At 70.4% G+C, this 26,745-nt stretch carries 19 protein-coding genes; 8 read left to right on the top strand and 11 right to left on the bottom strand.

Annotated features, from left to right (window positions below; genetic code table 11):
* Window positions 1-60 precede the first annotated feature (60 nt).
* Window positions 61-969 (top strand): formylglycine-generating enzyme family protein, encoded by a 909-nt coding sequence (locus ABD714_RS19560; RefSeq protein WP_344814127.1) that lies wholly within the window; start codon window positions 61-63, stop codon window positions 967-969.
* Here the strand turns inward: ABD714_RS19560 and ABD714_RS19555 are convergent.
* Both ABD714_RS19555 and ABD714_RS19550 read right to left on the bottom strand, forming a co-directional pair.
* Window positions 936-1,730, bottom strand: coding sequence for an SDR family NAD(P)-dependent oxidoreductase (locus tag ABD714_RS19555; protein ID WP_344814126.1), 795 nt, complete (start codon window positions 1,728-1,730; stop codon window positions 936-938). The two genes, ABD714_RS19560 and ABD714_RS19555, sit on opposite strands and share 34 nt — an antisense overlap.
* Window positions 1,731-1,789: 59 nt before the next feature.
* A complete protein-coding gene (locus ABD714_RS19550; RefSeq protein WP_344814125.1) occupies window positions 1,790-3,370 on the bottom strand; it encodes an NCS1 family nucleobase:cation symporter-1 in 1,581 nt (526 codons plus the stop codon).
* Window positions 3,371-3,512: 142 nt separating this feature from the next.
* On the opposite strand from ABD714_RS19550, the gene ABD714_RS19545 reads away from it, so the two are divergent.
* Window positions 3,513-4,136 carry a hypothetical protein gene (locus tag ABD714_RS19545; protein WP_344814124.1) on the top strand — a complete coding sequence of 208 codons (624 nt, stop codon included), beginning with the start codon at window positions 3,513-3,515 and terminating at the stop codon, window positions 4,134-4,136.
* 16 nt (window positions 4,137-4,152) lie between these two features.
* On the opposite strand, the gene ABD714_RS19540 is transcribed toward ABD714_RS19545, so the two are convergent.
* From ABD714_RS19540 to ABD714_RS19525, 4 genes are read right to left on the bottom strand one after another with little or no spacing between them, the layout of a single operon-like run.
* Entirely contained in the window at window positions 4,153-5,553 is a 1,401-nt protein-coding gene (locus tag ABD714_RS19540) for a nitrate/nitrite transporter (protein WP_344814123.1), read from the bottom strand.
* A 40-nt stretch (window positions 5,554-5,593) separates the two neighbouring features.
* On the bottom strand, window positions 5,594-5,923 hold the full coding sequence (locus ABD714_RS19535; RefSeq protein ID WP_344814122.1) for a Rieske (2Fe-2S) protein: 330 nt from the start codon (window positions 5,921-5,923) through the stop codon (window positions 5,594-5,596).
* Window positions 5,920-8,466, bottom strand: a complete 2,547-nt coding sequence (nirB, locus tag ABD714_RS19530; protein ID WP_344814121.1) for a nitrite reductase large subunit NirB — start codon at window positions 8,464-8,466, stop codon at window positions 5,920-5,922. Before nirB ends, ABD714_RS19535 begins: the two co-directional genes overlap by 4 nt.
* A complete protein-coding gene (locus ABD714_RS19525) occupies window positions 8,466-11,012 on the bottom strand; it encodes a molybdopterin oxidoreductase family protein (RefSeq protein WP_344814120.1) in 2,547 nt (848 codons plus the stop codon). The genes nirB and ABD714_RS19525 overlap by 1 nt, the downstream gene beginning before the upstream one ends.
* A gap of 254 nt (window positions 11,013-11,266) precedes the next feature.
* On the opposite strand from ABD714_RS19525, the gene cobA reads away from it, so the two are divergent.
* The 5 genes from cobA (at window position 11,267) to ABD714_RS19500 (ending at window position 17,105) form a co-directional block, all read left to right on the top strand.
* Window positions 11,267-12,367 (top strand): uroporphyrinogen-III C-methyltransferase, encoded by a 1,101-nt coding sequence (gene cobA, locus ABD714_RS19520; protein WP_344814119.1) that lies wholly within the window; start codon window positions 11,267-11,269, stop codon window positions 12,365-12,367.
* A complete protein-coding gene (locus tag ABD714_RS19515; protein ID WP_344814118.1) occupies window positions 12,364-13,503 on the top strand; it encodes a uroporphyrinogen-III synthase in 1,140 nt (379 codons plus the stop codon). Before cobA ends, ABD714_RS19515 begins: the two co-directional genes overlap by 4 nt.
* Window positions 13,504-13,593: 90 nt before the next feature.
* The gene (locus ABD714_RS19510) at window positions 13,594-14,883 is read left to right on the top strand and encodes a GAF domain-containing protein (RefSeq protein WP_344814117.1); all 1,290 of its coding nucleotides are present in this window, start codon (window positions 13,594-13,596) and stop codon (window positions 14,881-14,883) included.
* A gap of 190 nt (window positions 14,884-15,073) precedes the next feature.
* A complete protein-coding gene (gene adh / locus ABD714_RS19505) occupies window positions 15,074-16,597 on the top strand; it encodes an aldehyde dehydrogenase (protein ID WP_344814116.1) in 1,524 nt (507 codons plus the stop codon).
* A gap of 43 nt (window positions 16,598-16,640) precedes the next feature.
* The gene (locus ABD714_RS19500) at window positions 16,641-17,105 is read left to right on the top strand and encodes a DUF779 domain-containing protein (RefSeq protein WP_344814115.1); all 465 of its coding nucleotides are present in this window, start codon (window positions 16,641-16,643) and stop codon (window positions 17,103-17,105) included.
* On the opposite strand, the gene ABD714_RS19495 is transcribed toward ABD714_RS19500, so the two are convergent.
* Genes ABD714_RS19495 through ABD714_RS19485 form a run of 3 tightly spaced genes read right to left on the bottom strand, consistent with a single transcriptional unit; the run spans window position 17,098 to window position 20,185 of the window.
* Complete coding sequence (locus ABD714_RS19495) at window positions 17,098-18,225, bottom strand: serine hydrolase domain-containing protein (protein WP_344814114.1); 1,128 nt, start codon at window positions 18,223-18,225, stop codon at window positions 17,098-17,100. The genes ABD714_RS19500 and ABD714_RS19495 overlap by 8 nt on opposite strands.
* A gap of 25 nt (window positions 18,226-18,250) precedes the next feature.
* Window positions 18,251-19,261 (bottom strand): YdcF family protein, encoded by a 1,011-nt coding sequence (locus ABD714_RS19490; protein WP_344814113.1) that lies wholly within the window; start codon window positions 19,259-19,261, stop codon window positions 18,251-18,253.
* Between the two features lie 39 nt (window positions 19,262-19,300).
* Entirely contained in the window at window positions 19,301-20,185 is an 885-nt protein-coding gene (locus ABD714_RS19485) for a GH25 family lysozyme (protein ID WP_344814112.1), read from the bottom strand.
* A 289-nt stretch (window positions 20,186-20,474) separates the two neighbouring features.
* On the opposite strand from ABD714_RS19485, the gene ABD714_RS19480 reads away from it, so the two are divergent.
* Window positions 20,475-20,654 carry a hypothetical protein gene (locus tag ABD714_RS19480; protein ID WP_344814111.1) on the top strand — a complete coding sequence of 60 codons (180 nt, stop codon included), beginning with the start codon at window positions 20,475-20,477 and terminating at the stop codon, window positions 20,652-20,654.
* 6 nt (window positions 20,655-20,660) lie between these two features.
* Here ABD714_RS19480 and ABD714_RS19475 read toward each other — a convergent pair whose 3' ends face one another.
* On the bottom strand, window positions 20,661-22,127 hold the full coding sequence (locus ABD714_RS19475) for a glutamate synthase subunit beta (protein ID WP_344814110.1): 1,467 nt from the start codon (window positions 22,125-22,127) through the stop codon (window positions 20,661-20,663).
* Window positions 22,120-26,691, bottom strand: coding sequence for a glutamate synthase large subunit (gene gltB / locus ABD714_RS19470; RefSeq protein ID WP_344814109.1), 4,572 nt, complete (start codon window positions 26,689-26,691; stop codon window positions 22,120-22,122). Before gltB ends, ABD714_RS19475 begins: the two co-directional genes overlap by 8 nt.
* Between the last annotated feature and the right edge of the window lie 54 nt (window positions 26,692-26,745).

Below are 26,745 nucleotides of genomic sequence, written 5' to 3'. Positions count from 1 at the left end.
CCGCGCTTCTCGAATCCTGATCGATCAGGGCGACGGTCCGTCGCTGCCTAGAATCAGCTGGTGCCGCCGAAGAACATGTGCTGGGTCCCGGGCGGGGAGTTCCGCATGGGCTCGGCGGAGTTCTACCCCGAGGAGCGGCCGGTCCATCGCGAGGTGATCGAAGGGTTCTGGCTGGACGAGCACCCGGTCACCGTGGCCGAGTTCCGCCGCTTCGTGAAGGCCACCGGGCACCAGACGACGGCCGAGACCGCGCCGAGCGCCGCCGACTTCCCCGGTGCCGACCCCGCCCTGCTGGTGCCCGGCTCACTGGTCTTCGTGCCCACCACCGGACCCGTCCGACTCGACGACTACACCCGGTGGTGGGCGTGGACGCCCGGGGCCGACTGGCGTCATCCCGACGGTCCCACCAGCGACGTCGCCGGCCGGGACCGGCACCCGGTCACGCACGTGTCCTTCTTCGACGCGCAGGCGTACGCGGCCTGGGCGGGCAAGGAGCTGCCGACCGAGGTCGAGTGGGGGTTCGCGGCGCGTGGGGGTCTGGACGGCGCCCGCTTCGCCTGGGGCGACGAGGAGCTGGTCCACCACCGCCGGCAGGCGAACAGCTGGCAGGGCGAGTTCCCCTGGCAGAACCTGCTCGACGACGGCTACGCGGGCACCTCCCCCGTCGGCGCGTTCCCGGCCAACGGCTACGGGTTGCTCGACGTCACCGGGAACGTCTGGGAGTGGACGAGTGACCCCTGGACCGACGACCACACCCCCAGCTGCTGTGCCCCGGCGAACCCGGCGCCGGCCGCCGAGCCGTTCGCCCGCCGGGTCGTGAAGGGTGGCTCGCACCTGTGCGCGCCCAGCTACTGCCTGCGCTACCGGCCGGCGGCCCGGCAGGGCCAGACCGAGGACACCTCCACCGGGCACCTCGGTTTCCGTTGCCTGCTGCGTCAGCCCCAGGGCTCGGGGTCGGTCAGCCCGTAGTGCTCGGCCAGCTCGGTGACGGTGCAGCACCGTCCGGCCCAGCGACCGACTTCGGCATCGCCGGCCAGGGCGGCCACGGTGTCGCCCACGTGCCGGGGTGACTGGGCCTGCGACATGTCGAAGTACTGCGCGTTCAGCGCCACGATCTCGGTGCTGACCAGCCCGGGGTGCAGCCCGACCGAGACCACGCCGAACGGGCCGAGCGCCGCCTGCCATTCCGCCACGAGCCGGTTCGAGGACGTCTTGGCCACGCCGTACGCGGGGTCGCCGGGATCGCAGGTGAAACTCGTGGTCACCACCAGCCCGCGGCCGGCGGTCACCAGCGCCGGTGCCGCGGCGCGGGTGACCACGTAGGACCACCGGGGCCCCGCCTGGTTGACGTCCCACCAGTCGAGCGACCTCTCCCAGAACGGTTGGTCGGGAGGGCCGGCCGTGCCGGTCGCGTAACCCTCGTAGCCGGCCCAGGCGTTGTTGACGAGGACGTCGATGCGCCCGTGTTCGTCCACCACCTGCCGCACCGCCGCCTCGCTCTGGTCGTCGTCGGCGTGGTCGCAGGCGATCGCCACCACCCGCCCCTCGGGAGCTGCGGCGACCGTGCTGGCCAGGCTGCCGCCGACGGGCAGCGCCGACGAACCGTCGGTCGTCGTCCGGCCGGTGACGTAGACCGTGGCTCCGTGCGCGGCGAGGGCCAGCACGATACCCCGGCCGATCCCCCGCGATCCTCCGGTGACCAGGGCCACCGTGTCTGTGAGTGTGCTCATCGGCACACCCTCCCGCCCGGGTCTGACAGTCGCGCCCGACCGGTCGGAGGGTCACCCGGCTACAGGTGGGTCCCGTCGGTGGCCAGCTCCGGGTCGACGTCGAGGCCGGTGATCTTCGGGTTGTACTTCTCCAGCAACCAGAAGGACACGAAGCCGAGACCGCAGCCCAGGAACCAGCTGAAGTCACCGCCGTGGGAGAGCAGCATGTTCTTGGAGTTCCCGAACAGGACCCCGGCAGTGAGCACCATCGCGATCGCGGGCAGCCCGCCGATGACGGTGGCGGCCACGGCGTTGGGGTTGTAGCCGTTGCGGAACCAGTAGCGACCGGTCGTGGTCATCACGAACATGTCGTCCACCCAGACCCGCTGCTTGCTGACCAGGTAGTAGCCGGCGATCAGCACCCCGAACAGCGGGCCGATCAGACCGCCCAGGATGCCGAGGGTGTAGAGGATCCCTTCGGAGGAGTTGTACCAGTTCCACGGCGTCAGGACGACCGAGCCGACGGCGGCGATCATGCCGCCCATCCGCCAGCTGATCTTCTTGGGGTTGACGTTGGAGAAGTCGAACGCCGGGGAGATGAAGTTGGCCACGATGTTGATGCCGATGGTGGCGATCACGAAGGTGAGCCCGCCGAGCAGGATGGCGAAGGCGCTGTCGATCCGCTGGACGGTCTCGATCGGGTCGGTGATCAGCTCACCGAAGACCGGGACGGTGGCCGACGCGGTGACCACGGTGAGGATCGAGAAGAAGAGGAAGTTCAGCGGCAGTCCGAGCCAGTTGCCCTTGCGGACGGCCTTGAAGCTCTTGGCGTAGCGGGAGAAGTCGCCGAAGTTGAGCATCGGACCGGAGAAGTAGGACACCACGATGGCGACGGCGGCGATCATGATCGGGATCGACTCACCGAAGCTCCGCTGGACCGTGCTCAGGTTGAGGCTGATCGCCCCCAGACCGCCGGCCCGGGCGACCAGGTAGACGCACAGGATGATCATCACCACGTAGACGGCGGGGCCGGCCCAGTCGATGAACCGGCGGATCGCCTCCATGCCGCGCCAGAACACGGCCGCCTGGGCGACCCACAGGATCGCGTAGCAGATGTAGCCGAGCGGCGAGAGACCGAGGAACTCGGTCGTGGTCAGCGCCACGCTCGACGGGATGAACTTCAAGAAGATGATCATCAGCGAGGTGGCGGCCAGATAGGTCTGCACGCCGTACCAGGCGATGGCGATGCAGCCGCGGATGATCGCCGGGATGTTCGCCCCCTTCACCCCGAAGATCGCCCGGTTGATCACCGGGAACGGCACCCCGGTCACCTGGCTGGGCTTCGCCACCAGGTTGCAGAACACCATCACGATGAAGATGCCGACCACCAGGGACACCAGCACCTGCCAGCTGGCGATGCCCAGGGAGAACAACGCCCCGGCGGTGACGTAGCCACCGACGCTGTGCACGTCCGACATCCAGAACGCGAAGATGTTGTACGACGACCAGGTCTGCCTCTTCAACGGAGCCAGGTCGGAGTTGGCCAGCCGGTCGTCGTAGAAGTCCTTGATCAGCCCGTCGCCCGCCGGGTGGCCGGGAGTGTCCTCGAAGTCGGTGTGCCCGCCCGGGGCGGTGGTCCTGCTGGCGACGTCGTCACTCATCTCTGGCTCCCGCGTGGTTGAAGGCTGAGGATCTGCTGAGATGACCGTACGAGCCGTGACGACGGGGTGGGTTTCCTTCGTGTTACCGCTCGGCTACGCCCCCGGCCCCGGCCGTCGGACGCGGTGTCCTACGGTCGAGGTCATGTGGCGACGCGAACCGGTCACCTGCAGCTTCGCCCTGCAGGGGGCGAACGGGACGCTCGATCTGATGATGACCCTGCAGTACCGGGGCCGGGCGACGGCGGTGCCGATCATGGCCTACCGCGCCCGGGACCGGGACGGCCGTGAGCTCGACGGCGTCACGGTCCACTCCTGCTACGGCTCGACCGAGGGACACCTGGCCCTCACCCCCGGCGAGAACACCGACCTGCTCTACCTGCGGGGCACCGATGCCCGGCTCACCGCCGACGTGGTCGGTGAGGTCGTCGAGCTCCGCGAGCAGCCACGGCCGGAGAACCCGGTCACCCGGGCGGTCGGGGTGGACGACGCCGGCAACGAGCTCCCGTCCGGCGGCGGCTTCACCCACGTCGCCGTGGGCAACCCCGGCTCGGTGGAGGCGTTCAGCCGGGTGGTGGCGGTCGCCCTGGACTCCCCCGCCGACGGACCGCAGGGCGCGCTCGAGGTGGTGGTCCTGACGCCGCAGCCGATCGCGATCCCGGCCCGGACGCAGGTCGTCGTGACCCCACCCCCGGACGCGTACGCAGCCATCGCCAGCTACTTCGGCTCGTCCTTCGTGACCGTCAAGGCCTTCCCCGCCGCGGACTGAGCGGCTGGTCCTCGGCTCAGACGCCGATGAGCTTGCTCTCCCGCTGCCGGATGAACACCGCCCAGGTGACAGCGAAGCAGATCGCGTAGAAGGCGATGAAGGCGATGTAGGCACCGTCACCGGTCTTGAAGGTCAGGAACGACTGGCGGAAGCTCAGGTTCACCAGCACCCCGCCCAGGGCGCCGATCGCCCCGGCCAGTCCGATCAGGGCACCGGAGCGGCGGGTCGCCGTGGTCATGGCGGCCGCCGAGTCGGCGCCCTGCGACGTCTCCGTCAGCGCCTTGGCGTGGAAGATCGCCGGGATCATCTTGTAGGTGGAGCCGTTGCCCAGACCGCTGAAGACGAACAGCAGGGTGAAGCCGATGATGTAGATGGGCAGCGAGCGGATCTGGGAGGCCATCAACACGATGCCCGCACCGACGGCCATGGCGACGAAGTTCCAGAAGCTGACCAGAGAGCCCTTGTAGCGGTCGGCCAGGGCGCCGCCGAACGGCCGGATGAGCGAGCCGAGGAGCGGTCCGAGGAAGGTCAGGGCGGCCGCCTTGACCGGGGTCGGGAACTGCTCGGGGAACTGCACCAGCAACACCTGGCCGAAGGCGAAGCTGAACCCGATGAACGAACCGAACGTGCCGATGTAGAGCAGCGAGATGATCCAGGTCTCCCGGTGACCCATCACCTCGCGGATGGCACCCTTGGCGTTGCTGTTCTGGGTCAGGTTGTCCATGAAGACGGCCGCGCCGACGGCGGCGAGGATGATCAGCGGGATGTAGATCGCCACCATCGCCCGCGGGTGCTGCGTGCCCAGCGTGGCCAGCACGACCAGACCCACCAGCTGCACCACCGGCACCCCGAGGTTGCCGCCACCGGCGTTGACGCCGAGGGCCCAGCCCTTGAGACGGACGGGGTAGTAGGCGTTGATGTTGGTCATCGACGAGGCGAAGTTGCCACCGCCGACCCCGGCGAACATGGCCACGACCAGCAACGTGGTGAACGACACCCCGGGCTGCAGGAAGATCGCGATCAGGGTGGTCGGCACGAGCAGCAGCAGCGCCGACACGATGGTCCAGTTGCGACCGCCGAAGATGCCCACCGCGAACGTGTACGGCAACCGCAGCACACCACCGACGAGGGTCGGCAACGCGGTGAGCAGGAACTTCTGGGCGGGGTCGAAGCCGTAGCTCGGGCCCAGGAAGAGCACCAGCACCGACCACAGGCTCCAGACGGAGAAGCCGATGTGCTCGCTGGTGACGGAGAAGATCAGGTTGCGGCGGGCGACGGACTTGCCCGTGGTGGCCCAGAAGTCCGGGTCCTCGGGGCGCCAGTCGTCGATCCACTTCCCGCCGAGCTTGCGGCTCGCGGCCGGGCTGAGGTGAGCGGTGCCGGTGGCGGGGCTGGTGTCGATGTCGGGTGAGCTCATGGTCGTTCCTGTTCTCAGGGTCTGCACACGGGTGGGGTGATCAGCACACGACGATGATCTGGTCGCCCTCGACCAGCACGTCGTAGGTCTTCAGCGGTTCGGCGCCCGTGCTCGAGCAGCCGGTGGTGAGGTCGAACGCGTTCATGTGGAGTGGACACAGGACCATCCGGCCGTCGATCTGCCCGTCCGCGATGGGACCACCCTTGTGCGGGCACACCGCCGACACCGCGCGCAGGGCACCGCTGCGGAGCTGGAAGATCGCGACCTGCTCGCCCGCGACCACGAACGCCCGCCCCTCACCGGGAGGGACCTGGCTGACCGGTCCGAGCTCGTACCGGATCCCGGTCGCGGGGCCGACGTCGGTGCTCACCAGGGGCCCCCGAGCAGGGTCACGGCCCGGTCCTTGGGCACGTGGGGCAGCACCTCGAGCGGCAACGAGGTGCGGAACTGGCCCGGGCTGGCCGGCTCCTTGCCGTCCAACCAGGGATCGCGGTAGGTGTCGGCGTGCTTCTGCACCTCGGCGTCCAGCCGCTCGGCGATGCCCTCGCTGTCGTCGACCACGATCGCCTTGATGACGTCCAGACCGATCCGGGGCACGAACGCGTACGTGCGTTCCAGCCACTTGGCGTTCTCCCGGTAGTACTGCAGGAAGCGACCGGTGAGGAGCTTGGCCGTCTCGGCGTCGTCGACGGTGCAGAGCAGGTCGCCCTTGCGGATGTGGGCTCCGGCGGCGCCACCGACGTAGATCTCCCAGCGACCGCCCTCGATGGCCACGATGCCGACGTCCTTGACCAGCGACTCCGCGCAGTTGCGCGGACAGCCGGACACCGCCAGCTTCATCTTGGCCGGGCTCTCCATGCCTTGCAGCCGGGTCTCCAGCTCGATCCCCAGCTTGGTGGAGTCGCCGGTGCCGAACCGGCAGAACTCCTGGCCCACGCACGTCTTCACGGTGCGCATGGACTTGCCGTACGCATAGCCCGACGGCATGTCCAGGTCGGCCCAGACCTTCGGCAGGTCCTCCTTCTTGATGCCCAGCAGGTCGATCCGCTGCCCGCCGGTCAGCTTGACCATCGGCACCTGGTACTTCTCGGCGACGTCGGCGATCCGGCGCAGCTGGTCGGGGGTGGTGACGCCGCCCCGCATCTGGGGGACGACGGAGAACGTGCCGTCCTTCTGGATGTTGGCGTGCACCCGGTCGTTGATGAACCGGCCTTCGCGGTCGTCGGGGGCATCGCTGCCCCAGAGCATCTTCAGCAGCGACGCCAGACCCATCTTGGACTTCGCGTCCTCGTCGCCGTCGGGGGCGAGCGCGGCGAACACCTCGGCCACCGAGCGCAGACCGCGGTCGCGGATCTCGGTCATCAGCTTCGGCTTGTCCATCGGGATGCCCGGCACGTAGTAGTGGACCGAGGGGTCCTCCTCCACCGCCCCGCCGGCTGCGAACTCCACCAGCTGGGCGACCAGACCCTTGCAGGAGCCGCAGCCCTTGCCGGCTCGCGTGGCGTCCATCACCCCGGTCACGGTCTTGCAGCCGGCCTTGACCGTGTCGACGATCGTGGACTTGCAGACCCCGTTGCAGTTGCAGACCTGGGCGTCGTCGGCCATCTCGGCGACACCGACCTCCTCCGACGGTCCGCCCAGGTCGAAGAGCAGCTCGGCCCGCGCCTCCGGCAACGGCAGGCCACGATCGAAGGCCTGCTGCAGGAACGCGACCTTCTTGCTGTCGCCGAGCAGGGTCGCGCCGATCACCTTGCCGTCGCGCACCACCACCGACTTGTAGACGCCCTTGCTGGGCTCGGAGAACACGATGTGCTCGTCGGTCTCCCGCTCGGGCTCGGAGACTCCCATGGAGGCGACCTCGACCCCGGCCACCTTGAGCTTGGTGGCGGTCCGGGAGCCCAGGTACTGCGCCTGCGGGTTCGCACCGGTGATCAGGTCGGCGAGCACGACGGCCTGCTCCCACAGCGGAGCGACCAGGCCGTACACCTCACCGCGGTGCTGCACGCACTCCCCCACGGCGTACACGTCCGGGTCCTCGACCGTCCGCATCTGGTCGTCGACCACGATGGCGCGCTCGACGGTGAAGCCGGAGGTGGTGGCCACGTCGGTGTTCGGGCGGATGCCGGCCGCGTACACGATCATGTCGCACTCGATCTCGGTCAGGTCGCGGAGCTTCACCCCGCGCACCCGGTCCGGCCCCCACACCTCGGTGGTCCGGTTGCCGGTGAACACACCGATGCCGAGCTCCGCCATGCTGCGCCGCAGGATCTCGCCGCCGGCCCGTCCGAGCTGGGCGTTCATCAGGTGCTTGCCGGAGTGCACCACGTCCACGCCGATGCCGTGCGTCTGCAGCCCACGGGCGGCCTCCAGCCCGAGCAGACCACCGCCGATCACCACCGCCCGGTGGTGGTCGGTGTGCTGGGCGTACTCGACCATGGCCCGGGTGTCGTCCAGGGTGCGGAAGGCGAAGATGCCGGGCAGCAGTGCGCCCTCGGCGCTGTACATGCCGTCCATCGGGGGCATGAACGCGCGGCTGCCGGTGGCGATGATCAGCTGGTCGTAGGGGGTGACCGATCCGTCGTCGCCGAACACGACCTTGGCGAACCGGTCGATCCGCTGGATCCGCACCCCGGCGTGCAGGGTGATGTCGTTCTCGACGTACCACTCCATGGTGTTCAGGAAGATGTCGGCCTCGCTGTCCTCCCCGGACAGCACGTGGCTCAGCATGATGCGGTTGTAGTTCCCGTACGGCTCGTCGCCGAACATCGTGATCGAGAACAGGTCCGCACCACCGCGGGAGAGGATCTCCTCGATGGTGCGGGCGCCGGCCATGCCGTTGCCGATCACGACCAGACGGCTCTTCTCCGACCAAGGATCCAGGGTGCCGGCGCTGCCGGGGAGGACCGCCGTCATCAGTGTTCTACCAGGCCGAGGTCGATGACGACGGTGCCGCTGAGTCCGATGGGCGCGACCAGGGCGAGCTCGATCACCGAGCCGCCCTCGATGTCCTCCACCACCCGCAGCGGGACGTGCACGTCGGACTTGGCGCCGATCGGGAAGTAGCGCATCGGGACGCCGTCACGCATCACCACGATGGTGATCAGCTCGTCGGTGGAGTTGCCGCCGCGGAAGTAGAGGGCCTGGCTGATCACCCCGTCGGGCACGACGTGGGACAGCTCGGCGCTGAGCGGTGCCGGCTTGTCCAGACCGGCCCCCTCGAAGCTGTAGATCCCCTGGAGAAAGTGATTGCGAGCGATCATGGGAATGTCCTTCCGGCGAGTCGGGTGGAGCAGCTGGTTGAGCGTGGGTCTGGTGTACGCATGAACTGCTTCGTGCTTCGGGGGTCGGGTGAGCAGGTGGTCGTCGTCGGGATTGCCGAGCCGGACCAGGTTCACGGCGCACGCCTTGAAGGCGGGCATCCGGGAGTGCGGGTCCAGCACGGGGTTGGTGAGGGCGTTGGCCGCGGAGACCCCGCCCCAGTGGAACGGCACGAAGACGGTGTCGGTCCGGATGTCGTCGCTCACCTTGGCCCGGAACGTGGCCGTCCCCCGGCGGGAGGAGAGCTCGACGATGTCGGCGTTCTCCACGCCCAGTGCCCGAGCCAGGTCGGGATGCAGCTGGGCCTCGGGTTGCACGCTCGACTGGGCCGGGCTCGGCACCCGTCGGGTCTGGGTGCCCGACTGGTACTGCGCCATCAGCCGACCGGTGGTCAGCACGTACGGGTAGCTCGCGTCCGGCGTCTCGGCGGGAGCGGCGTAGTCCACCCGGAGGAAGGAGGCGCGGCCGTCGGCGGTCGGGAAGCCGTCGGCGAACAGCCGGGGGGTGCCCGGGTGGTCCTCGGTGGGGCAGGGCCAGAAGACCCCGTCCTCGGCGTCGATCCGCTCGTAGGTGATCCCGGCGTAGTCGGCGATACCGCCCGCGGACGCCCGCCGCAGCTCGTCGAACACCTCGACCGGGTCGGCGGAGAAGGAGGAGCCACGACCCAGCCGGTCGGCCAGGGCCTTCATCGTCTGCAGGTCGTCGAGGATGCCGTTCGGCGGCGGCAGGGCCCGGCGGCGTCGGATGACCCGACCCTCCAGGTTCGTCATGGTGCCTTCCTCCTCCGCCCACTGGGCGGTGGGGAGGACGACGTCGGCGAGCTCGGCGGTCTCGGACAGGAAGATGTCGGAGACGACCAGCAGGTCCAGCGCGGCGAGACGGTCCCGGACCCGGTTCACGTCGGGCGCGGAGACGGCGATGTTGGAGGCCATCAGGAGCAGGGTGCGCACCCCGCCCTCGGCGCCCATCCGATCGAGCATCTCGTACGCCGACAGTCCGGGCTCGGGCAGCTCGTCGGGGTCGATCCCCCACACCCCGGCGACGTACGCCCGGTGCGCCGGGTCGGCCAGCTTGCGGTAGCCGGGCAGCTGGTCGGCCTTCTGACCGTGCTCGCGGCCACCCTGGCCGTTGCCCTGTCCGGTGATCGTCCCGTAGCCGGAGAAGGGCCTGCCCGGCAGGCCGAGTGCCAGCGCGAGGTTGACGAACGCCTGCGCGGTGTCGGTGCCCGAGCTGTGCTGCTCCGCCCCGCGTGCGGTCAAGATCATCGCCGAGTCGGCCGCGGCCAGGCCGCGCACCGTGGCCAGCAGCTGGTCCACTCCGACCCCGGTGATGCGCTCGACCCGATCCGGCCAGTACGACGCGACACCGGCCTTGACCGCCGCGAAGCCGCGGGTGCGCTCGGCGACGTAGTCGGTGTCGACGAGTCCTTCCTTGATCACGAGGTGGAGGAGCCCGTTGGCGAGGGCGAGATCCGTGCCGGGCACGGGCTGCAGGTGCAGACTCGATCCGCCGGCGGTGGCGGTGCGCCGCGGGTCGACCACGATGTGGGTGGCGCCGGCGGCCCGGCCGGCGTCGAAGTACTGCATGGCGGGCGGCATGGTGGCCGCCGGGTTGGAGCCGACCAGCAGGATCGCCTGCGTCTCGGCCAGATCGGCCAACGGGAAGGGCAGACCGCGGTCGATGCCGAAGGCGCGGTTGCCGGCGGTGGCCGCCGAGCTCATGCAGAACCGGCCGTTGTAGTCGATCATGGCCGTCCGCAGCGCCACCCGGGCGAACTTGCCGAAGGCGTACGCCTGCTCGTTGGTCAGTCCCCCGCCCCCGAAGCAGCCGACCCCGTCGCGGCCGTACTTCTCCTGCGTGGCGACGATCCCGTCGGCGATCAGGTCGAGGGCGGTGTCCCAGTCGGTCGGTCGCAGCGGGCTGCTGCGGTCACCCGGGACGGTCCGGACCAGCGGCTGCAGCAGGCGCTGCGGATGGTCCAGCAGCGTGGCGGCGTTCCAGCCCTTGCTGCACAGCCCGCCCCTGTTGGTGGGGAAGTCCTCCTGCGGGCGCAAGGTCGCCGGGCGAGCACCAGCGGTCAGCACGATGCCGCACTGCAGGGAGCAGTACGGACAGTGCGTCCGGGTGTCGACGGAGGGCATGTGCCCATCGTGGAGATGCGGTGTTACATCGCCGGCTGACTTGTGTAACGGCGGGTTATCGTTCCCTCACAACCCACCGAGACCGGGCGAGAGATGCTTAGGGTTCCGTTGTTTCGCGAGCGTTACGACGGACTCTCATCCCCCCTCCGCTGGGTGAGCCGGGCCTGAAACATCCGGTAACACGACTGGGACCCATCGGAAATGATCTTCGCCGTACGCTCGGAGGACGAGACCCCGGCGCACGGAGAACCACCATGTTGCTCGATCTGGACATCCGCGATCGACGGGTCGTGATCTTCGGCGAGCCGGCGGCCGCCGTCGCGTCCGCCCGGCGGTTCGCCCGGGCCGGCGCCCGGGTGCGACTGGTCGGGACCGAACCGGCGCCACCGGCAGCCACCCCCGCCGGGGTGGCCCACGTCGCGCAACCCGCAGCCGGCGACGTCCCCGCGTTGCTGCGCCTGCTCGCCCCCGCCTGGCTGGTCGTCACGACCGGTCCGGCCAGCGAGCTGGGCGACCGGGTCCGGTCCCTGTGCGGTCAGCTCAAGATCGCACACACCCACCAGTCGGTCGGCCCGGTCGGACCACGAGGTCGGGTCGTGCTCGTCGGCGGCGGACCGGGTGCCACCCGCTTGCTCACCCTGGAGGCCTGCGAGGCCCTGCTCGACGCCGACGTCGTCTTCTACGACCGGTTGGCGCCGACCGCGGACCTGGCCCGTCTCGCCCCGGGGGCCGAGCTGGTCGACGTCGGCAAGCTCCCCTACCACCACCCGACCAGCCAGGACCGGATCCAGGAGCTCATCATCGAGCGGGCCCGGCGCGGCCAGACCGTGGTCCGGCTGAAGGGTGGAGACCCCTTCGTGTTCGGTCGGGGCGGCGAGGAGATCCTGGCCTGCCGCGCCGCCGGGGTCGACGTGCGGGTGGTGCCGGGCGTGACGAGTGCCGTCGCCGTCCCTGCGGCGGCCGGCATCCCGGTCACCCACCGCGGCGCGAGCCGCGCGTTCACCGTGCTCTCCGGACACCTGCCCCCCTCGACCGCGGAGCTGACGGCGCTGGCCGGGCTCGGTGGCACCCTGGTGATCTTGATGGGGATGGCCAGCCTGACCCAGACCGTGACCGGGCTGGTGGCGGCCGGACTCTCACCCGACACCCCGGCCGCCGTGGTGGAGCGCGGGTTCTCCGACTCCCAGCGCACCACCCCGGGACGGCTCGCCGACCTGCCCGGGTTGGTCGGCCGGGTTGGCGTGACCTCGCCTGCCGTGGTGGTGATCGGAGACGTGGCGGCGTTCGCGGCCGACCAGGTGGGCGCCGATCCCCTGACCGCCCGCCTCTCCCTGCTGCCCGATCCGGGCCGGTGAGCCGGTCGGCGCCAGCCTCGGGCCGGGCGGGTCGACTCGTCGAGCAGCTCGCGGGCTTCCGGATCGGGGTGACCTCGGACCGGCGCTCCGAGGACCTCATCTCGGCCCTGCAACGACGGGGGGCCGACGTGCTGCACGCGCCCGCCCTCAAGATCGCCCCCAACGACCAGGACACCGCCCTGGTCGACGAGACAAGGGCACTGATCGAGGCCCGGCCCGAGGTGGTCCTGGTGACCACCGGCTACGGGATGCGGCGCTGGTTCGAGGTGGCCGACGCGACCGGCCTCGGCGCCCAGCTGTCGGAGGTGCTGGAGTCCGCCCGGATCCTGGCTCGTGGGCCGAAGGCGGTGGGCGCCGTCCGGGCCGCCGGGTTGGAGGAGGTGCAGGTCAGCGCCAGCGAGACCACCGCGTCCCTGGTCGACGCGGTCGAGACGTCCGGTCTGACCGGTCGCCGGGTCGCGATCCAGCTGCACGGTTACACCGACGAGGTGCAGCTGGCCCGGCTGCGCGACCTCAGCGCGGCGGTGTGGACGGTGACCCCGTACCGGTGGGTCAAGCCGACCGCTCACGATCGGCTGCCCAAGCTGATCGAGGCCACCTGCGCACGCCAGCTCGACGCGCTGACCTTCACCAGCGCCCCCGGGGCGGAGGCGACCCTCGCGGTCGCCCGCGAGCTGGGTCGGCTGAGCGAGTTCGTGGACGCCCTGACCGACGACGTCCTGGCCGCCGCCGTCGGTCCGGTCACCGCCGCGCCCTTGCAGGCGGCGGGGGCCGTGGTGCTGATGCCGGACCGCTACCGCCTCGGGGCACTCATCCGGCTGGTCACCGAGGAGCTCGTCCAGCACCGGGTGCTCCGGCTGCGAAGCGGCAGCACCGAGCTCGAGCTGCGCGGCCGCGCCGTCGCCGTGGACGGGTTGCCGGTGAAGCTCGGCCCCAACTCGCTGGCTCTGTTCACGGCCCTGGCCGGGGCGGACACCGTGATCCGCCGCCAGGAGCTGCAGCGCTGCCTGCCCGACGGGGCCGACGACCACGCCCTCGAGGTCGCGATGAGCCGGTTGCGCCAGGCTCTGGGTGTCCCGGGACTGATCACCACGGTGGTCAAGCGCGGCTACCGGCTCAACGCCGTACGCGTCTGAGCGACGGGCCGCGCCGGAGCGGGACGAAGCCGACAGCAGTCGGACTCCGTACGCCCGGCGGCGGGTGACCGGCGCGACTAAGGTGGGCGCATGGGTGCCCCCGACTCCCTGGCGATGCCGCCGGGGGCCGATCCGCGACAGCTGACCCGCCATCTCGGCCAGCTGCACGACTCGTTCGTGTCGTCGGGCGCTGTCGATCCGGCCCTGCGGTCGGTGGTGTCGGAGTCGTGGCGGCGCAGTGTCCGCAGTGGTGTCGACCCGGAACGGTCGCTGGCCCGGCTGCCGCTGGACGATGCCCGCCTGGCCGACGCCCGCACCACGCACCCGCTGGCCATCGGGATGCCCGTCATCCGCAGGCTCCTGGTCGACGAGGCGGCCGAGGCGGGACTGCTGGTCGCGGTCAGCGACGCCGCCGGCCAGCTGCTGTGGGTCGAGGGCGATCCGCTCCTGCGGGCCCGGGCCGAGAACATCCACTTCCTCCCCGGTGCGGACTGGAGCGAGGAGTCCGCCGGCACCAACGCCCCCGGCACCGCCCTGGCCCTCGGCCGCCCGGTGCAGATCTTCGGCCCCGAGCACCTGCTCCGGTCGGTGACTCCGTGGAGCTGTTCGGCCGCACCGATCCGGGAACCGGACACGGGAGCCATCCTCGGGGTGCTGGACCTCACCGGCGGTCCGGAGGTGGCCGGGCCCCAGACCCTGGCGCTGGTCCGCGCGACGGTCGCCGCCGTCGAGGCGGAGCTGCGGCTGAGCCGACTGACGACCCCGTACGGTCCGGGCGACCAGCGGCAGGAGTCCGCTTCCGCGGCCCCTCGGCTCGAGGTGCTCGGCCGTCGTTCCGCCCGCTTCTGCCACCCGGGCACCACCACCGAGCTGAGTCTGCGGCACAGCGAGATCGTGCTGCTGCTGGCCGACTCCCCCGACGGTCTGTCCAGCGCCGAGCTGGGCGTCGCCCTCAGTGACGACGACCAGGCGATGGTCACCATCCGGGCTGAGCTGTCCCGGCTGCGCCCCCAACTCGGTCCGGTGCCGCTGGAGTCGCGGCCCTACCGGCTCCCCCGACTCACCTCCGACGTCGAGGACCTGCGGGCCGACCTGCAGCAGGGTCGGTTGCGGGCGGCGGTGGCCCGCTACCGCGGTCCGGTGCTGCCGGCCTCGGTCGCCCCGGGCGTCGAGCGGATCCGGGACGACCTGCACCGTCAGCTGCGGGGGCGGCTGCTGGCCGGCAGCGATCCCGACGCGCTGCTCGCGTTCGCCGACACCCCGTACGGTCGTGAGGACCTGGACATCTGGTCCCGGGTGCTGGCGGTGCTGCCCCCGTCGTCGTCCCGCCTGCCCGAGGTCACCGAGCACCTGGTGTCGCTCGACCTGCACCTGCGCTGACCTGACCGCTGCCCCCTGTTTCCTGCGTCCTGCCGACCCTGCCGTTTCCTCAGGCTTCTCTGTGGCCTGCGTCACGTCGGCTGCAACGGCGCTGCAACCTGGCCCGACCTACCGTGCCGGTAGACGTGGTCGACGGGCGGCCGCGCGGGGAACGGGCCGGGCTCGCCCGGTCGGACAAGGACGTCACCACATGACTGTGTACGCAGCACCGGGCACCGAAGGCTCCGTCGTCACCTACCGGTCACGGTACGACCACTGGATCGGCGGCGAGTGGGTGCCACCGGTCAAGGGTCAGTACTTCGAGAACCCGTCGCCGGTGAACGGCAAGACGTTCTGCGAGGTGGCCCGCGGCACGGCCGAGGACATCGAGGCCGCCCTGGACGCGGCGCACGCCGCCGCCCCCGCCTGGGGGAAGACCGCGGTCAACGTCCGGGCCGACATCCTCAACAAGATCGCCGACCGGATGGAGGCGAACCTGGAGATGCTCGCCGTCGGCGAGACCTGGGACAACGGCAAGGCCGTCCGCGAGACGCTGGCCGCCGACCTGCCGCTGGCCGTCGACCACTTCCGTTACTTCGCCGGGGTGCTGCGCGCGCAGGAGGGGTCGATCTCCCAGATCGACGAGGACACCGTCGCCTACCACTTCCACGAGCCCCTCGGTGTCGTCGGTCAGATCATCCCCTGGAACTTCCCGATTCTCATGGCCACCTGGAAGCTGGCGCCGGCGCTGGCCGCCGGCAACGCGGTGGTGCTGAAGCCCGCCGAGCAGACGCCGGCCTCGATCATGCTGCTGATGGAGCTGATCGCCGACCTGCTCCCGGCCGGGGTGCTGAACGTGGTGAACGGCTTCGGCGTCGAGGCCGGCAAGCCGCTCGCCTCCTCCAGCCGGATCCGCAAGATCGCCTTCACCGGCGAGACCACGACCGGCCGGCTGATCATGCAGTACGCCAGCCAGAACCTGATCCCGGTCACGCTCGAGCTGGGCGGCAAGAGCCCGAACATCTTCTTCGGCGACGTCACCCAGACCGAGGACGCCTTCTATGACAAGGCGCTGGAAGGCTTCGCCATGTTCGCCCTTAACCAGGGCGAGGTCTGCACCTGCCCGAGCCGGGCGCTGATCCAGAACTCGATCATCGACGCGTTCCTGCCGGCCGCCACGGAGCGGGTGAAGAAGATCCAGCAGGGCAACCCGCTGGACACCGACACCATGATGGGCGCCCAGGCCAGCAACGACCAGCTCGAGAAGATCCTGTCCTACATCCAGATCGGGGCCGAGGAAGGTGCCCGGATCATCACCGGCGGTGAGCGCGTCGATCTGGGTGGCGACCTGTCCGGTGGGTACTACGTCGCCCCGACGATCTTCCAGGGCCACAACAAGATGCGGATCTTCCAGGAGGAGATCTTCGGTCCGGTGGTCGCGGTGACCGGCTTCGACGACTACGCCGACGCCATCGAGATCGCCAACGACACCCTGTACGGCCTCGGGGCCGGTGTCTGGTCGCGGGACGTCAACACCGCGTACCGCGCCGGTCGCGACATCCAGGCCGGACGGGTGTGGACCAACTGCTACCACGCCTACCCCGCGCACGCGGCCTTCGGCGGCTACAAGGGCTCGGGCATCGGCCGCGAGAACCACGCCATGATGCTCGACCACTACCAGCAGACCAAGAACCTCCTGGTGTCGTACTCCCCCGATGCCCTCGGGTTCTTCTGATGAGGTCTCTCGCCGCAGCGACGGCGAGGAGTGGGACGGCGACGTGAACGTCAGGCGCGTCGACGTCTCGGCCGAGGCGGCGGACATGGTCCGCCGCCTCCGGGCCGACCACGGTCCGGTGATGTTCCACCAGTCCGGCGGGTGCTGTGACGGGTCGTCCCCGATGTGCTACCCCAAGGGCGACTTCCTCACCGGTGACGCCGACGCGTTCCTGGGGACCATCGACGTCCGCGCGCCCCGGACTGACGGTGAACCGACCGACGGTGAACCGGCCGAGGGTGAACCGGCCGGGGACGACCTGGTCGAGGTGTGGATGAGTGCGGCCCAGTTCGCGTACTGGCGCCACACCCACCTGACCATCGACATCGTGCCCGGCCGGGGCGCGGGCTTCTCGCTCGAGGGTCCGACGGGGTTCCGGTTCCTGATCCGGTCGCGGCTGTTCACCGACGACGAGTACGCCGAGCTGGGCGAGACACCACCGAGGGTCGGGGTCCAGGCGCCTACCTGAGCTGCTGGAACGCCTCGAACAGGGGCCAGGTCAGGTCGCCCATCTCGACCTGGGTGAGCAGGATCCCGACCGTTCCGTCGGGGTCCACGAAGAAGTCCGTGCCCAGGCCGCCCGACCAGCCGTAGCGACCCGGATGCGGCCCGGTCGACTCGACGGCGACCCCGAACCCCCAGCCCGAGCCGTCCCAGAACCCCGGGAAGAAGCTCTCCGCGGTCTTGGCGGCAGCCGGGACCCGGTCAGTGACCAGGGCGGTCACGTGCGCTGTCGACAACAGCCGGACCCCGTCGACGACGCCACCCCCGGTGAGCAGGCGGAGGAAGCGGAGATAGTCCCCGGCGGTCGAGACCAGCTCGGCGTGACTCACGTCGAAGGGCGGCGGCCCGGCGTAGAAGCCGCCGCCCGCCGGCTCGGTCTCGACCAGCCCGGTCTCGGTGAGCCGGTACGCCGCCGGCAGCCGCCCCAGCTTCTCGGTCGGCACGGAGTGCCCCGTGTCGGTCATCCCGAGCGGGCCGAACAGGTCCTCGGCCAGATGATCATCGACCGACCCGCCGGTCAGCCGGGAGAGGAGCACGCCGAGGATGCCGAAGGAGTGGTGGTAGCGCCAGCCCTCGCCCGGCTGGAAGGCCAACGGCAGCTCGGTCAGGCGGGCCAACCACGCGTCCGCGCCCAGGCTCACCGGCTCGGGACCGGCCCCGGTCCCGTTCGCCGTCATCGCCCGCTGCAGCGGTGAGTCGGTGAGGATCATCCCGTAGCCGGAGGTGTTGGTCAGCAGGTGTCGAAGGGTGATCGGTCGGGCGGCCGGGACGGTGTCGTCGAGCTCGGCGGTGGGTGAGGAGAGGACACGGGGCCGCGCCAGCTCCGGCAACCAGGCCGCCAGGCTGTCGTCGAGACCGATCCGGCCGGCCTCGACCAGGCGCAGGGCCGCGACAGCGGTGACCACCTTGGTCATCGACGTGATCCGCATGATCGCGTCGGCCGGCATCGGGTCCCCACCGGGAGCGACCACCCCCGCCGTGACGAGCTCGGGCGACGCGTCGGCGTGGCCGAGGGCCGCGACGGCCCCGGGCACGATGCCGGCGTCGACGTGGTGCTGGAGCAGGGCGGTCACCGCTGAGATCACCGTCCGACTCTGCCACCCCGGCCGGTCAGCCGACCAGGCGGAGCGTGGTCACGGCGATCGCGGTCAGCGCGAGGAACGGCAGCACGATCAGCAGGTGGGCGCGGCGCTGCTGGACCAGCACGGCCACGAACTCGCGCAGGAACGCGCTGGGCACGTAGTAGCTGGCGGTCGGCGCCCCGATCACCTGCGCGTCGCTTCCCACCTCGCGGGCCAGCACCGCCGCACGCAGCACGTGGTAGTTGCTGGTGACGGCCAGCACCGGTCCCGGACGACCCGCCGCGGCCTGGATCTCCTGCGCCAGCAGGAGGTTCTGCCGGGTGTTGACGGCGCGGCTCTCCGGTCGCACGTCGGCCGGATCGGCTCCCTGGGTGATCAGGTACTCCGCCATCGCCTCCCCCTCCGACCGTGACTCGTCAGCGCCCTGGCCGCCGGAGGGGATCAGCAGCGGCGCCGGTCCGGTCAGCCGGTCCCGGCGGTAGACGCCGAGGGCGGTGTCCAGCCGGCTGCGGAGCAGCGGTGGGACCTGGCCGTCGATGATGCGGGACCCGAGGACGACCAGGACGGCCGGACGACTCTGCTGCGCCGTGCGGCCGTAGACCAGGCTGTAGACCAGGAACCCGATGAAGACGACCCCCAGGTAGCTGGCCACGAAGAACAGCACCGCGGCGGTGGCGATCGCGTAGCCGTTGCCGGTGAGCACCAGCGCCACCATCGCGGCCGGCAGCACCAGCAGCCCGATGCCCGCGAGCAGCGACAGCGAGGTCGCCGCCGAGAGACCCTCGGCCCGGATCACGGTCACCCCGTTGGCGATGGCGAAGACGGCCAGCACCACGACGGTCAGCGGGGTGAGCGCCAGGATCAGGACGACCGCCACAGCGAAGGTCGGCGACGCGCTCGCGATGGCGGTGAGGATGCCGCCCACGGCGAACCAGAGACTGGCGACGAAGAACAGCCCGTTGCGCAGCAGCCGGGGGTCCCGGCGGCGGGACCAGGCGTACAGGCCGGCGAAGACCAGCGCGATCAGGAGGCTGCTCACCGATCCAACCTAGGTGATCTCGACCGTCGTCGCCGTGGCCTACTTCCCGTTCGTGGCCAGCACCTTCAGCCGCGCCGCGGTGTTGGAGAACCGGTTCTGGTCGATCACCGTCGCCGAGTACTGCCAGAAGGTGTAGTACGACCAGCCACCGGGTAGCTTTCCGGCCCCCGTCTTCGGCGTCCAGCGAGCCGCCCACAGCGGGTTGGTGGAGCGGAACTTCGTGGTGTTGCCGGTGCAGGTGGACCACCAGTCGGCCGTCGTGTAGATCACGGCGTCCCGGGTGGTCAGCTTCTTGTAGGTCACCAGGAAGTCGGTGATCCAGGCGACCATCTTCTTCTTCGACAGGCCGTAGCACATGGTGCCGCCGTACGGGTTGTACTCGATGTCGAGGACCCCGGGCAGGGTCTTGCCGTCGTTGCGCCAGGCGCCACCGTTCTGCACGAAGTAGGTGGCCTGCTTCTTGCCGCTCTTGCCGCTCGGGTTGGCGAAGTGGTAGGCGCCGGCGAACATGCCGGCGGTCTTGGCGCCGCCGTACTGGGAGGCGTAGAAGGGGTTGCGGTAGCTGGTCCCCTCGGTCGCCTTCACGTACGCGAAGCTGCGCTTCACCTTGGTGAAGCTGACCCAGTCGACGACGCCCTGGTAGCTGGAGACGTCGATCCCGACCACCCCGGTCATCGGCACCAGCTTGCCGGCCCTGGTCACCTTCGACGCCGCCGTGACCCTGGTGTCGCCGGCCGCGCGGGGCACGCCCGTACGCTGCACGCCGTCCCGCCACCCCATGGTGGCGTTGCCCCGCTCTACACCTGCCTTCGCGGCCGTCGTGTTCGGCTCCTGGGGATCCGACAACGGACTCGCCGTCGCCAGGGTCGGACCGAGGAGCCCACCCGCCAGCACCAGCGCTCCGCCGATGGTGGCGAGACGCACGCGGCGCCGCCGTCGACGTGAGGGTCCAGCGAAGGTCGAGAGTGAGGATGTCGACGACGACATGGGGCGCTCCAGGGCCGGTGGGACGACGGGCGCGCTCAGCGTACGCAGACCTCAACCTTCACGTCAGCCCCAGGAGTGCATATTCGCCACTTCCGTCACATCGGTCTCAGGGTCAACGTGAGAGTCAGAGGGCCCGGATGAGGGGTCGTGGGCCGGGGTACTACCGTGCAGGTCAGCAGCATCCTCGGCGGCGGGCGAGGAACACTCAACCGACCCAGGAGGACGCATGTCCGCACCCACGCCCGACCACGCCCCCGATGACGCGGAGGGCGAGGTGCTCTCGACCGAGGAGTACGGCAGCCTGACCATCGAGGACGATCCCGACGGCACCGTCGACGGAGCCGAGCTCGCCGGCACCGCCGACGAGTCCGACCACGACCTACCCGACTCGGGAACGCAGGCCTAGCACCCCTCAGACCATCATCGGCCGGGCGGTGGGCGGGATCGGCCGGGGCAGCTTGGTGCTCCCCGACAGGTACTCGTCCACCCCGGCCGCGCACGCCCGCCCCTCGGCGATGGCCCAGACGATCAACGACTGGCCCCGCCCGGCGTCGCCGCAGACGAAGACGCCGTCGACGGTGCTGGCGTAGTCGTCGTCCCGGACGATGTTGCCGCGCTGGTCGAGGTCGACCCCGAGCTGGCTGACCACGGTGTCCCGCTCCGGCCCCACGAAGCCCATGGCCAGCAGCACCAGCTCCGCCTGCAGCTCCTGCTCGGTGCCCTCCACGGCGACCAGCTTGCCGTCCTCGAACCGGACCTCCGACAGCAGCAGCTTGGTCACGTGGCCGCTCTCGTCCCCGACGAACTCGCGAGTCGACACCGAGTAGACCCGCTCACCCGCCTCCTCGTGCGCCGACGAGACGCGGTAGGTCATCGGGTAGGTCGGCCAGGGCTGGTGGTCGGGCCGCTCCTGGGGCGGGGTCGGCATGATCTCCAGCTGGGTCACCGACTTCGCACCCTGTCGGATGGACGTGCCGAGGCAGTCGGCCCCGGTGTCGCCGCCGCCGATGATCACCACGTTCTTGCCCTCGGCGGTCACCTGGTTCTCCACCGGCACACCCCGGGCTACCCGGTTGGCCTGGGGCAGGAACTCCATCGCCTGCAGGATGCCGCCCAGCTCGCGGCCCGGGACCGGCAGATCGCGGGGGATGGTGGAGCCGGTGGCCAGCACGACGGCGTCGTAGCGCTGCTTGAGCTGCGGACCGGTGACCGACTTCCCCACCTCGACCCCGCACCGGAAGTTGGTGCCCTCGTCCTTCATCTGCCGGATCCGACGGTCCAGGACCGCCTTCTCCATCTTGAACTCGGGGATGCCGTACCGCATCAGACCGCCCGGCTCCTCGGCCCGCTCGAAGACGGCCACGGTGTGCCCGGCCCGGGTGAGCTGCTGCGCAGCGGCCAGCCCGGCGGGACCGGAGCCGACGACGGCCACCGTCTTGCCCGTGTGCCACTCCGGCGGCTGGGGCTTGACCCGCCGCTCGTCCCACGCCTTGTCGATGATGGCGACCTCGACGTTCTTGATGGTCACCGCGTCCCGGTTGATGCCGACCACGCAGGCCGTCTCGCACGGTGCCGGACACAGCCGCCCGGTGAACTCCGGGAAGTTGTTGGTCGCGTGCAGCCGCTCCAGCGCCTCGTCCCAGTCACTGCGCCAGACCAGGTCGTTCCACTCGGGGATCAGGTTCCCGAGCGGGCAGCCGGTGTGGCAGAACGGGATGCCGCAGTCCATGCAGCGTCCCGCCTGCTCGGAGATGATCGGCAGCAGGGCCCGCCCCGGTGTGCCGGGGTACACCTCTTTCCAGTCGTGCACCCGCTCCTGCACGGGCCGGCGGTCGGCGACCCGTCGGGGGGTCGTCATGAAGCCCTTGGGGTCAGCCATGTGCGGCCTCCATCATTCGCGTCGTGGTGGTCGCCTCGTCCAGGCCCTCGGACTCGGCCAGTGCCTTCGCCTCCAGCACCCGGGCGTAGTCCCTCGGCAGCACCTTGGTGAACCGACCCGCGGAGGTCTCCCAGTCGGCCAGCAGCCGTCGGGCCACCGTGGACTCGGTCTCCTCGGCGTGGCGGGTGACGAGGTGGCGGATCGTCTCCAGATCGGCCTCGGTCGGGGTGTGGGCGTCGACCAGGTCGGTGTTCAACCGGCCCCGGTCCAGATCGAGGAAGTACGCCACGCCGCCGGACATGCCGGCGGCGATGTTGCGACCGGTCGGTCCCAGCACCAGCGCCACGCCCCCGGTCATGTACTCGCAGCCGTGGTCACCCAGGCCCTCCACCACCGCTGTCGCCCCGGAGTTGCGGACGCAGAAGCGCTCGCCCACCTGGCCGCGCAGGAAGATCTCGCCGGAGGTCGCGCCGTAGCCGATCACGTTGCCGGCGATGATGTTGTCCTCGGCGGCGAAGGCGGCCGCCCGGTCGGGTCGGACGATGATCCGGCCGCCGGACAGACCCTTGGCCAGGTAGTCGTTGCTGTCCCCCTCCAGCCGCAGGGTGATCCCCGCCGGCAGGAACGCGCCGAAGCTCTGACCCGCCGAGCCGATCAGGGTGATGTCGATCGTGCCGTCCGGCAGACCCGAGCCCCGGGTCGCCTTGGTCACCTCGTGGCCGAGGATGGTGCCGACCGTACGGTTCACGTTCCGCACCGCCAACGAGGCCCGGACCGGCTCGCCGGACGTGAGGGCCGGGCGGCAGATCTCGATCAGCTCCTGGTCCAGGGCGACCTCGAGGCCGTGGTCCTGCTTCTTGGTGTTGAGACGGGACTCCCCCTCGGCCAGCTCGGGGGTGTAGAGCACCGGCGCCAGGTCGAGCCCGTGGGCCTTCCAGTGCTTCTCGGCCGCGACCTTGTCCAGCACCTCGGCGTGACCGATGGCCTCGGCCAGCGACCGGAAGCCGAGCTCGGCCAGGTACTCCCGCACCTCCGCCGCGATGAACTCGAAGAAGTTCACCACGAACTCCGGCTTGCCGGAGAACTTGGCCCGCAGCTCCTGGTTCTGGGTGGCCACACCCACGGGACAGGTGTCCAGGTGGCAGACCCGCATCATGATGCAGCCGCTGACCACCAGCGGGGCGGTGGCGAAGCCGTACTCCTCCGCGCCCAGCAGGGCACCGATCACGACGTCCCGCCCGGTCTTGAGCTGACCGTCGACCTGGACCACGATCCGGTCCCGCAGGCCGTTCAGCAGCAGGGTCTGCTGCGTCTCGGCCAGGCCGAGCTCCCACGGTCCCCCGGCGTGCTTGAGCGAGGTCAGCGGGGCCGCACCGGTACCGCCGTCGTGACCGGAGATCAGCACGACGTCGGCCTTGGCCTTGGAGACCCCGGCGGCGACCGTGCCGACACCGACCTCGGCCACCAGCTTGACGTGCACCCGGGCGGACGGGTTGGCGCACTTCAGGTCGTGGATCAGCTGCTTGAGATCCTCGATCGAGTAGATGTCGTGGTGCGGGGGCGGGGAGATGAGCCCGACGCCGGGCGTCGAGTGCCGCGTCCTGGCCACCCACGGGTAGACCTTCTGGCCGGGCAGCTGACCGCCCTCACCCGGCTTGGCGCCCTGGGCCATCTTGATCTGGATGTCGTCGGCGTTGGTCAGGTAGTCGCTGGTGACACCGAACCGGCCCGAGGCCACCTGCTTGATCGCGCTGCGCCGCTCCGGGTCGTAGAGCCGGTCGGCGTCCTCGCCGCCCTCGCCGGTGTTGGACTTGCCGCCCAGCCGGTTCATGGCGATGGCCAGCGTCTGGTGGGCCTCCAGGCTGATCGAGCCGTACGACATCGCACCGGTGGAGAAGCGCTTGACGATCTCGCTGACCGGCTCGACCTCCTCGATCGGCACCGGTTCGCGGGGACTGGCGAACTTCAGCAACCCGCGGAGGGTCATCAACCGCTCCGACTGGCTGTCGATGTGCGAGGTGTACTGCTTGAAGATGTCGTAGCGGCCCGACCGGGTCGAGTGCTGGAGGCGGAACACCGTCTCCGGGTCGAACAGGTGCGGCTCGCCCTCGCGCCGCCACTGGTACTCCCCGCCGACCGGCAGCAGCCGGTGGGCCAACGGGATGCCGTCGGCCGGGTACGCCCGCAGGTGCCGGAGCTTGATCTCCTCCGCCAGTTCGGTCATCCCCATCCCGCCGAGCTTGGAGGTGGTGCCGGTGAAGTAGCGGTCGACCAGCGGCTTGGAGAGTCCGAGCGCCTCGAAGATCTGCGCGCCGGTGTAGGAGGCCACGGTGGAGATGCCCATCTTCGACATCACCTTCAGCACCCCCTTGCCGAGGGCCTTGACGACGTTCTTGACGGCGACCTCCGGCTCGACCGAGGTGTAGACCCCGTTGCGGGCCAGGTCCTCGACCGACTCGATGGCCAGGTACGGGTTGACCCCCGCCGCGCCGTAGCCGATCAGCAGCGCGACGTGGTGCACCTCGCGGACGTCGCCGGCCTCCACCACCAGACCGACCTGGGTGCGGCTCTTCTGCCGGACCAGGTGGTGGTGCACGGCGGCGGTGAGCAGCAGCGACGGGATCGGGGCCAGCTCCGCGTTGGAGTGGCGGTCGGACAGGACGATGATCCGGGCGCCGCCGGCGATCGCCTCCGAGACCTCCGCGCAGATCTGGTCGAGCTTGGCCTCCAGGGCCTCGGCGCCGCCGTTGACCTCGTACAGGCCGCGGGCGACGTACGTGGCGTACCCGGGCAGGTCCCCCAGCCGGTTGATCTTGACGATCTTGGCCAATGCGTCGTTGTCCAGCACGGGGAACGGCAGCACCAGGCGCCGACAGGAGGCCGGGCCGGGGGCCAGCAGGTTCTGCTCCGGTCCGATGGTGTTGTAGAGCGAGGTGACGAGCTCTTCGCGGATGGCGTCCAGCGGTGGGTTGGTCACCTGGGCGAACAGCTGGGAGAAGTAGTCGAACAGCAGCCGCGGTTTCGCACTGAGGGCCGCGATCGGGGTGTCGGTGCCCATCGAGCCGATCGGCTCCGCGGCAGCGGTGGCCATCGGGGCCAGGATCAGCCGGAGCTCCTCCTCGGTGTAGCCGAACACCTGCTGGCGTCGGGTGACCGAGGCGTGGGTGTGCACGACGTGCTCGCGCTCGGGCAGGTCGGTCAGCAGGATCCGACCGGCGGACAGCCACTCCCCGTACGGCGCCTCGGACGCCAGCTGGTCCTTGATCTCGTCGTTGGAGATGAGCCGGTGCTCGGCCAGGTCGGCCAGGAACATCCGGCCCGGCTGCAGCCGACCCTTCTCGACGACCTTGTCCGCGGGGATGTCGAGCACACCGGCCTCCGACGCCAGCACGACCAGGCCGTCGTCGGTGACCCAGTAGCGGCCCGGCCGCAGACCGTTGCGGTCCAGCACGGCGCCGATCTGGGTGCCGTCGGTGAACACGACCCCGGCCGGACCGTCCCACGGCTCCATCAGGCACGAGTGGAAGGCGTAGAAGTCCTTCCTCTTCCGGTCCATCAGGTCGTTGTTCTCCCACGCCTCCGGGATCATCATCAGCATCGCGTGCGGCAGCGAGCGGCCACCGAGGTGCAGCAGCTCGACCACCTCGTCGAAGGACGCGGAGTCGGAGGCGTCCGGGGTGCAGATCGGGAAGAGCCGGTCGAGGTCGCCGGGCAGCTGCGCACTGGCCAACAGCGCCTCGCGGGCCCGCATCCAGTTGCGGTTGCCCATGGCGGTGTTGATCTCGCCGTTGTGGGCGATCATCCGGAACGGGTGCGCCAGCTCCCAGGCCGGGAACGTGTTGGTGGAGAACCGGGAGTGGACGACGGCCAACGCACTCGCCATCCGCTCGTCCAGCAGCTCGCCGAACACCTGGTCGAGCTGCTCGGTGGTGAGCATGCCCTTGTAGACCAGCGTGCGGGCCGACAGGGAGGCGAAGTAGACCCCGACCTCGTGCTGGGCGCGCCGGCGCAGCGCGTACGTCAGCCGGTCGAGCGCGATCCCGCTCAGGGTGCGGTCCGGCGCGGCCACGAACAGCTGCTCGAACCGCGGCTTGTTGGATCGGGTCAGGTCCGACAGCGAGCTGTCGTCGTTCGGCACCACGCGCCACCCCAGCACGTCAAGCGACTCCTCCGCGGCGATGGCCTCGATCCGCTGCCGGGCGGTGGAGGCGGCGTCCTCGGCCTGCGGCAGGAACGCGATCCCCACGGCGTAGCTGCCCGCGGCGGGGAGCTCGAAGCCGGCCTCGGCCCGCAGGAAGGCGTCCGGGATCTGGATCAGGATGCCGGCGCCGTCACCGGTGCGCGGATCGGCGCCGGTGGCGCCGCGGTGGTCCAGGTTGCGCAGCGCCTCCAGCCCCTGGGCCACGATGGTGTGGCTCGGCACCCCGCTGAGGGTCGCCACGAAGGCCACCCCACAGGCGTCGTGCTCGAACGCCGGGTCGTAGAGCCCGTGCTCGGCGGCATCGTGCCGGGCCGAGGAGAAGGCGGTGGAGGACAGCTGGCGGGTGCCAGGAGCGACAGTCATTCAAGACTCCCGTCGTCGAAGCCAGTGGCAGGCGGAGAGCGCGGACCAGGTCCG

This window comes from Microlunatus aurantiacus (genome assembly GCF_039536605.1).
In the GTDB taxonomy this organism is placed as follows: Bacteria; Actinomycetota; Actinomycetes; order Propionibacteriales; family Propionibacteriaceae; genus Microlunatus; species Microlunatus aurantiacus.
The sequence above is the reverse complement of the archived record's forward strand: the minus strand, read 5'-3'. Positions and strand labels throughout refer to the sequence as shown.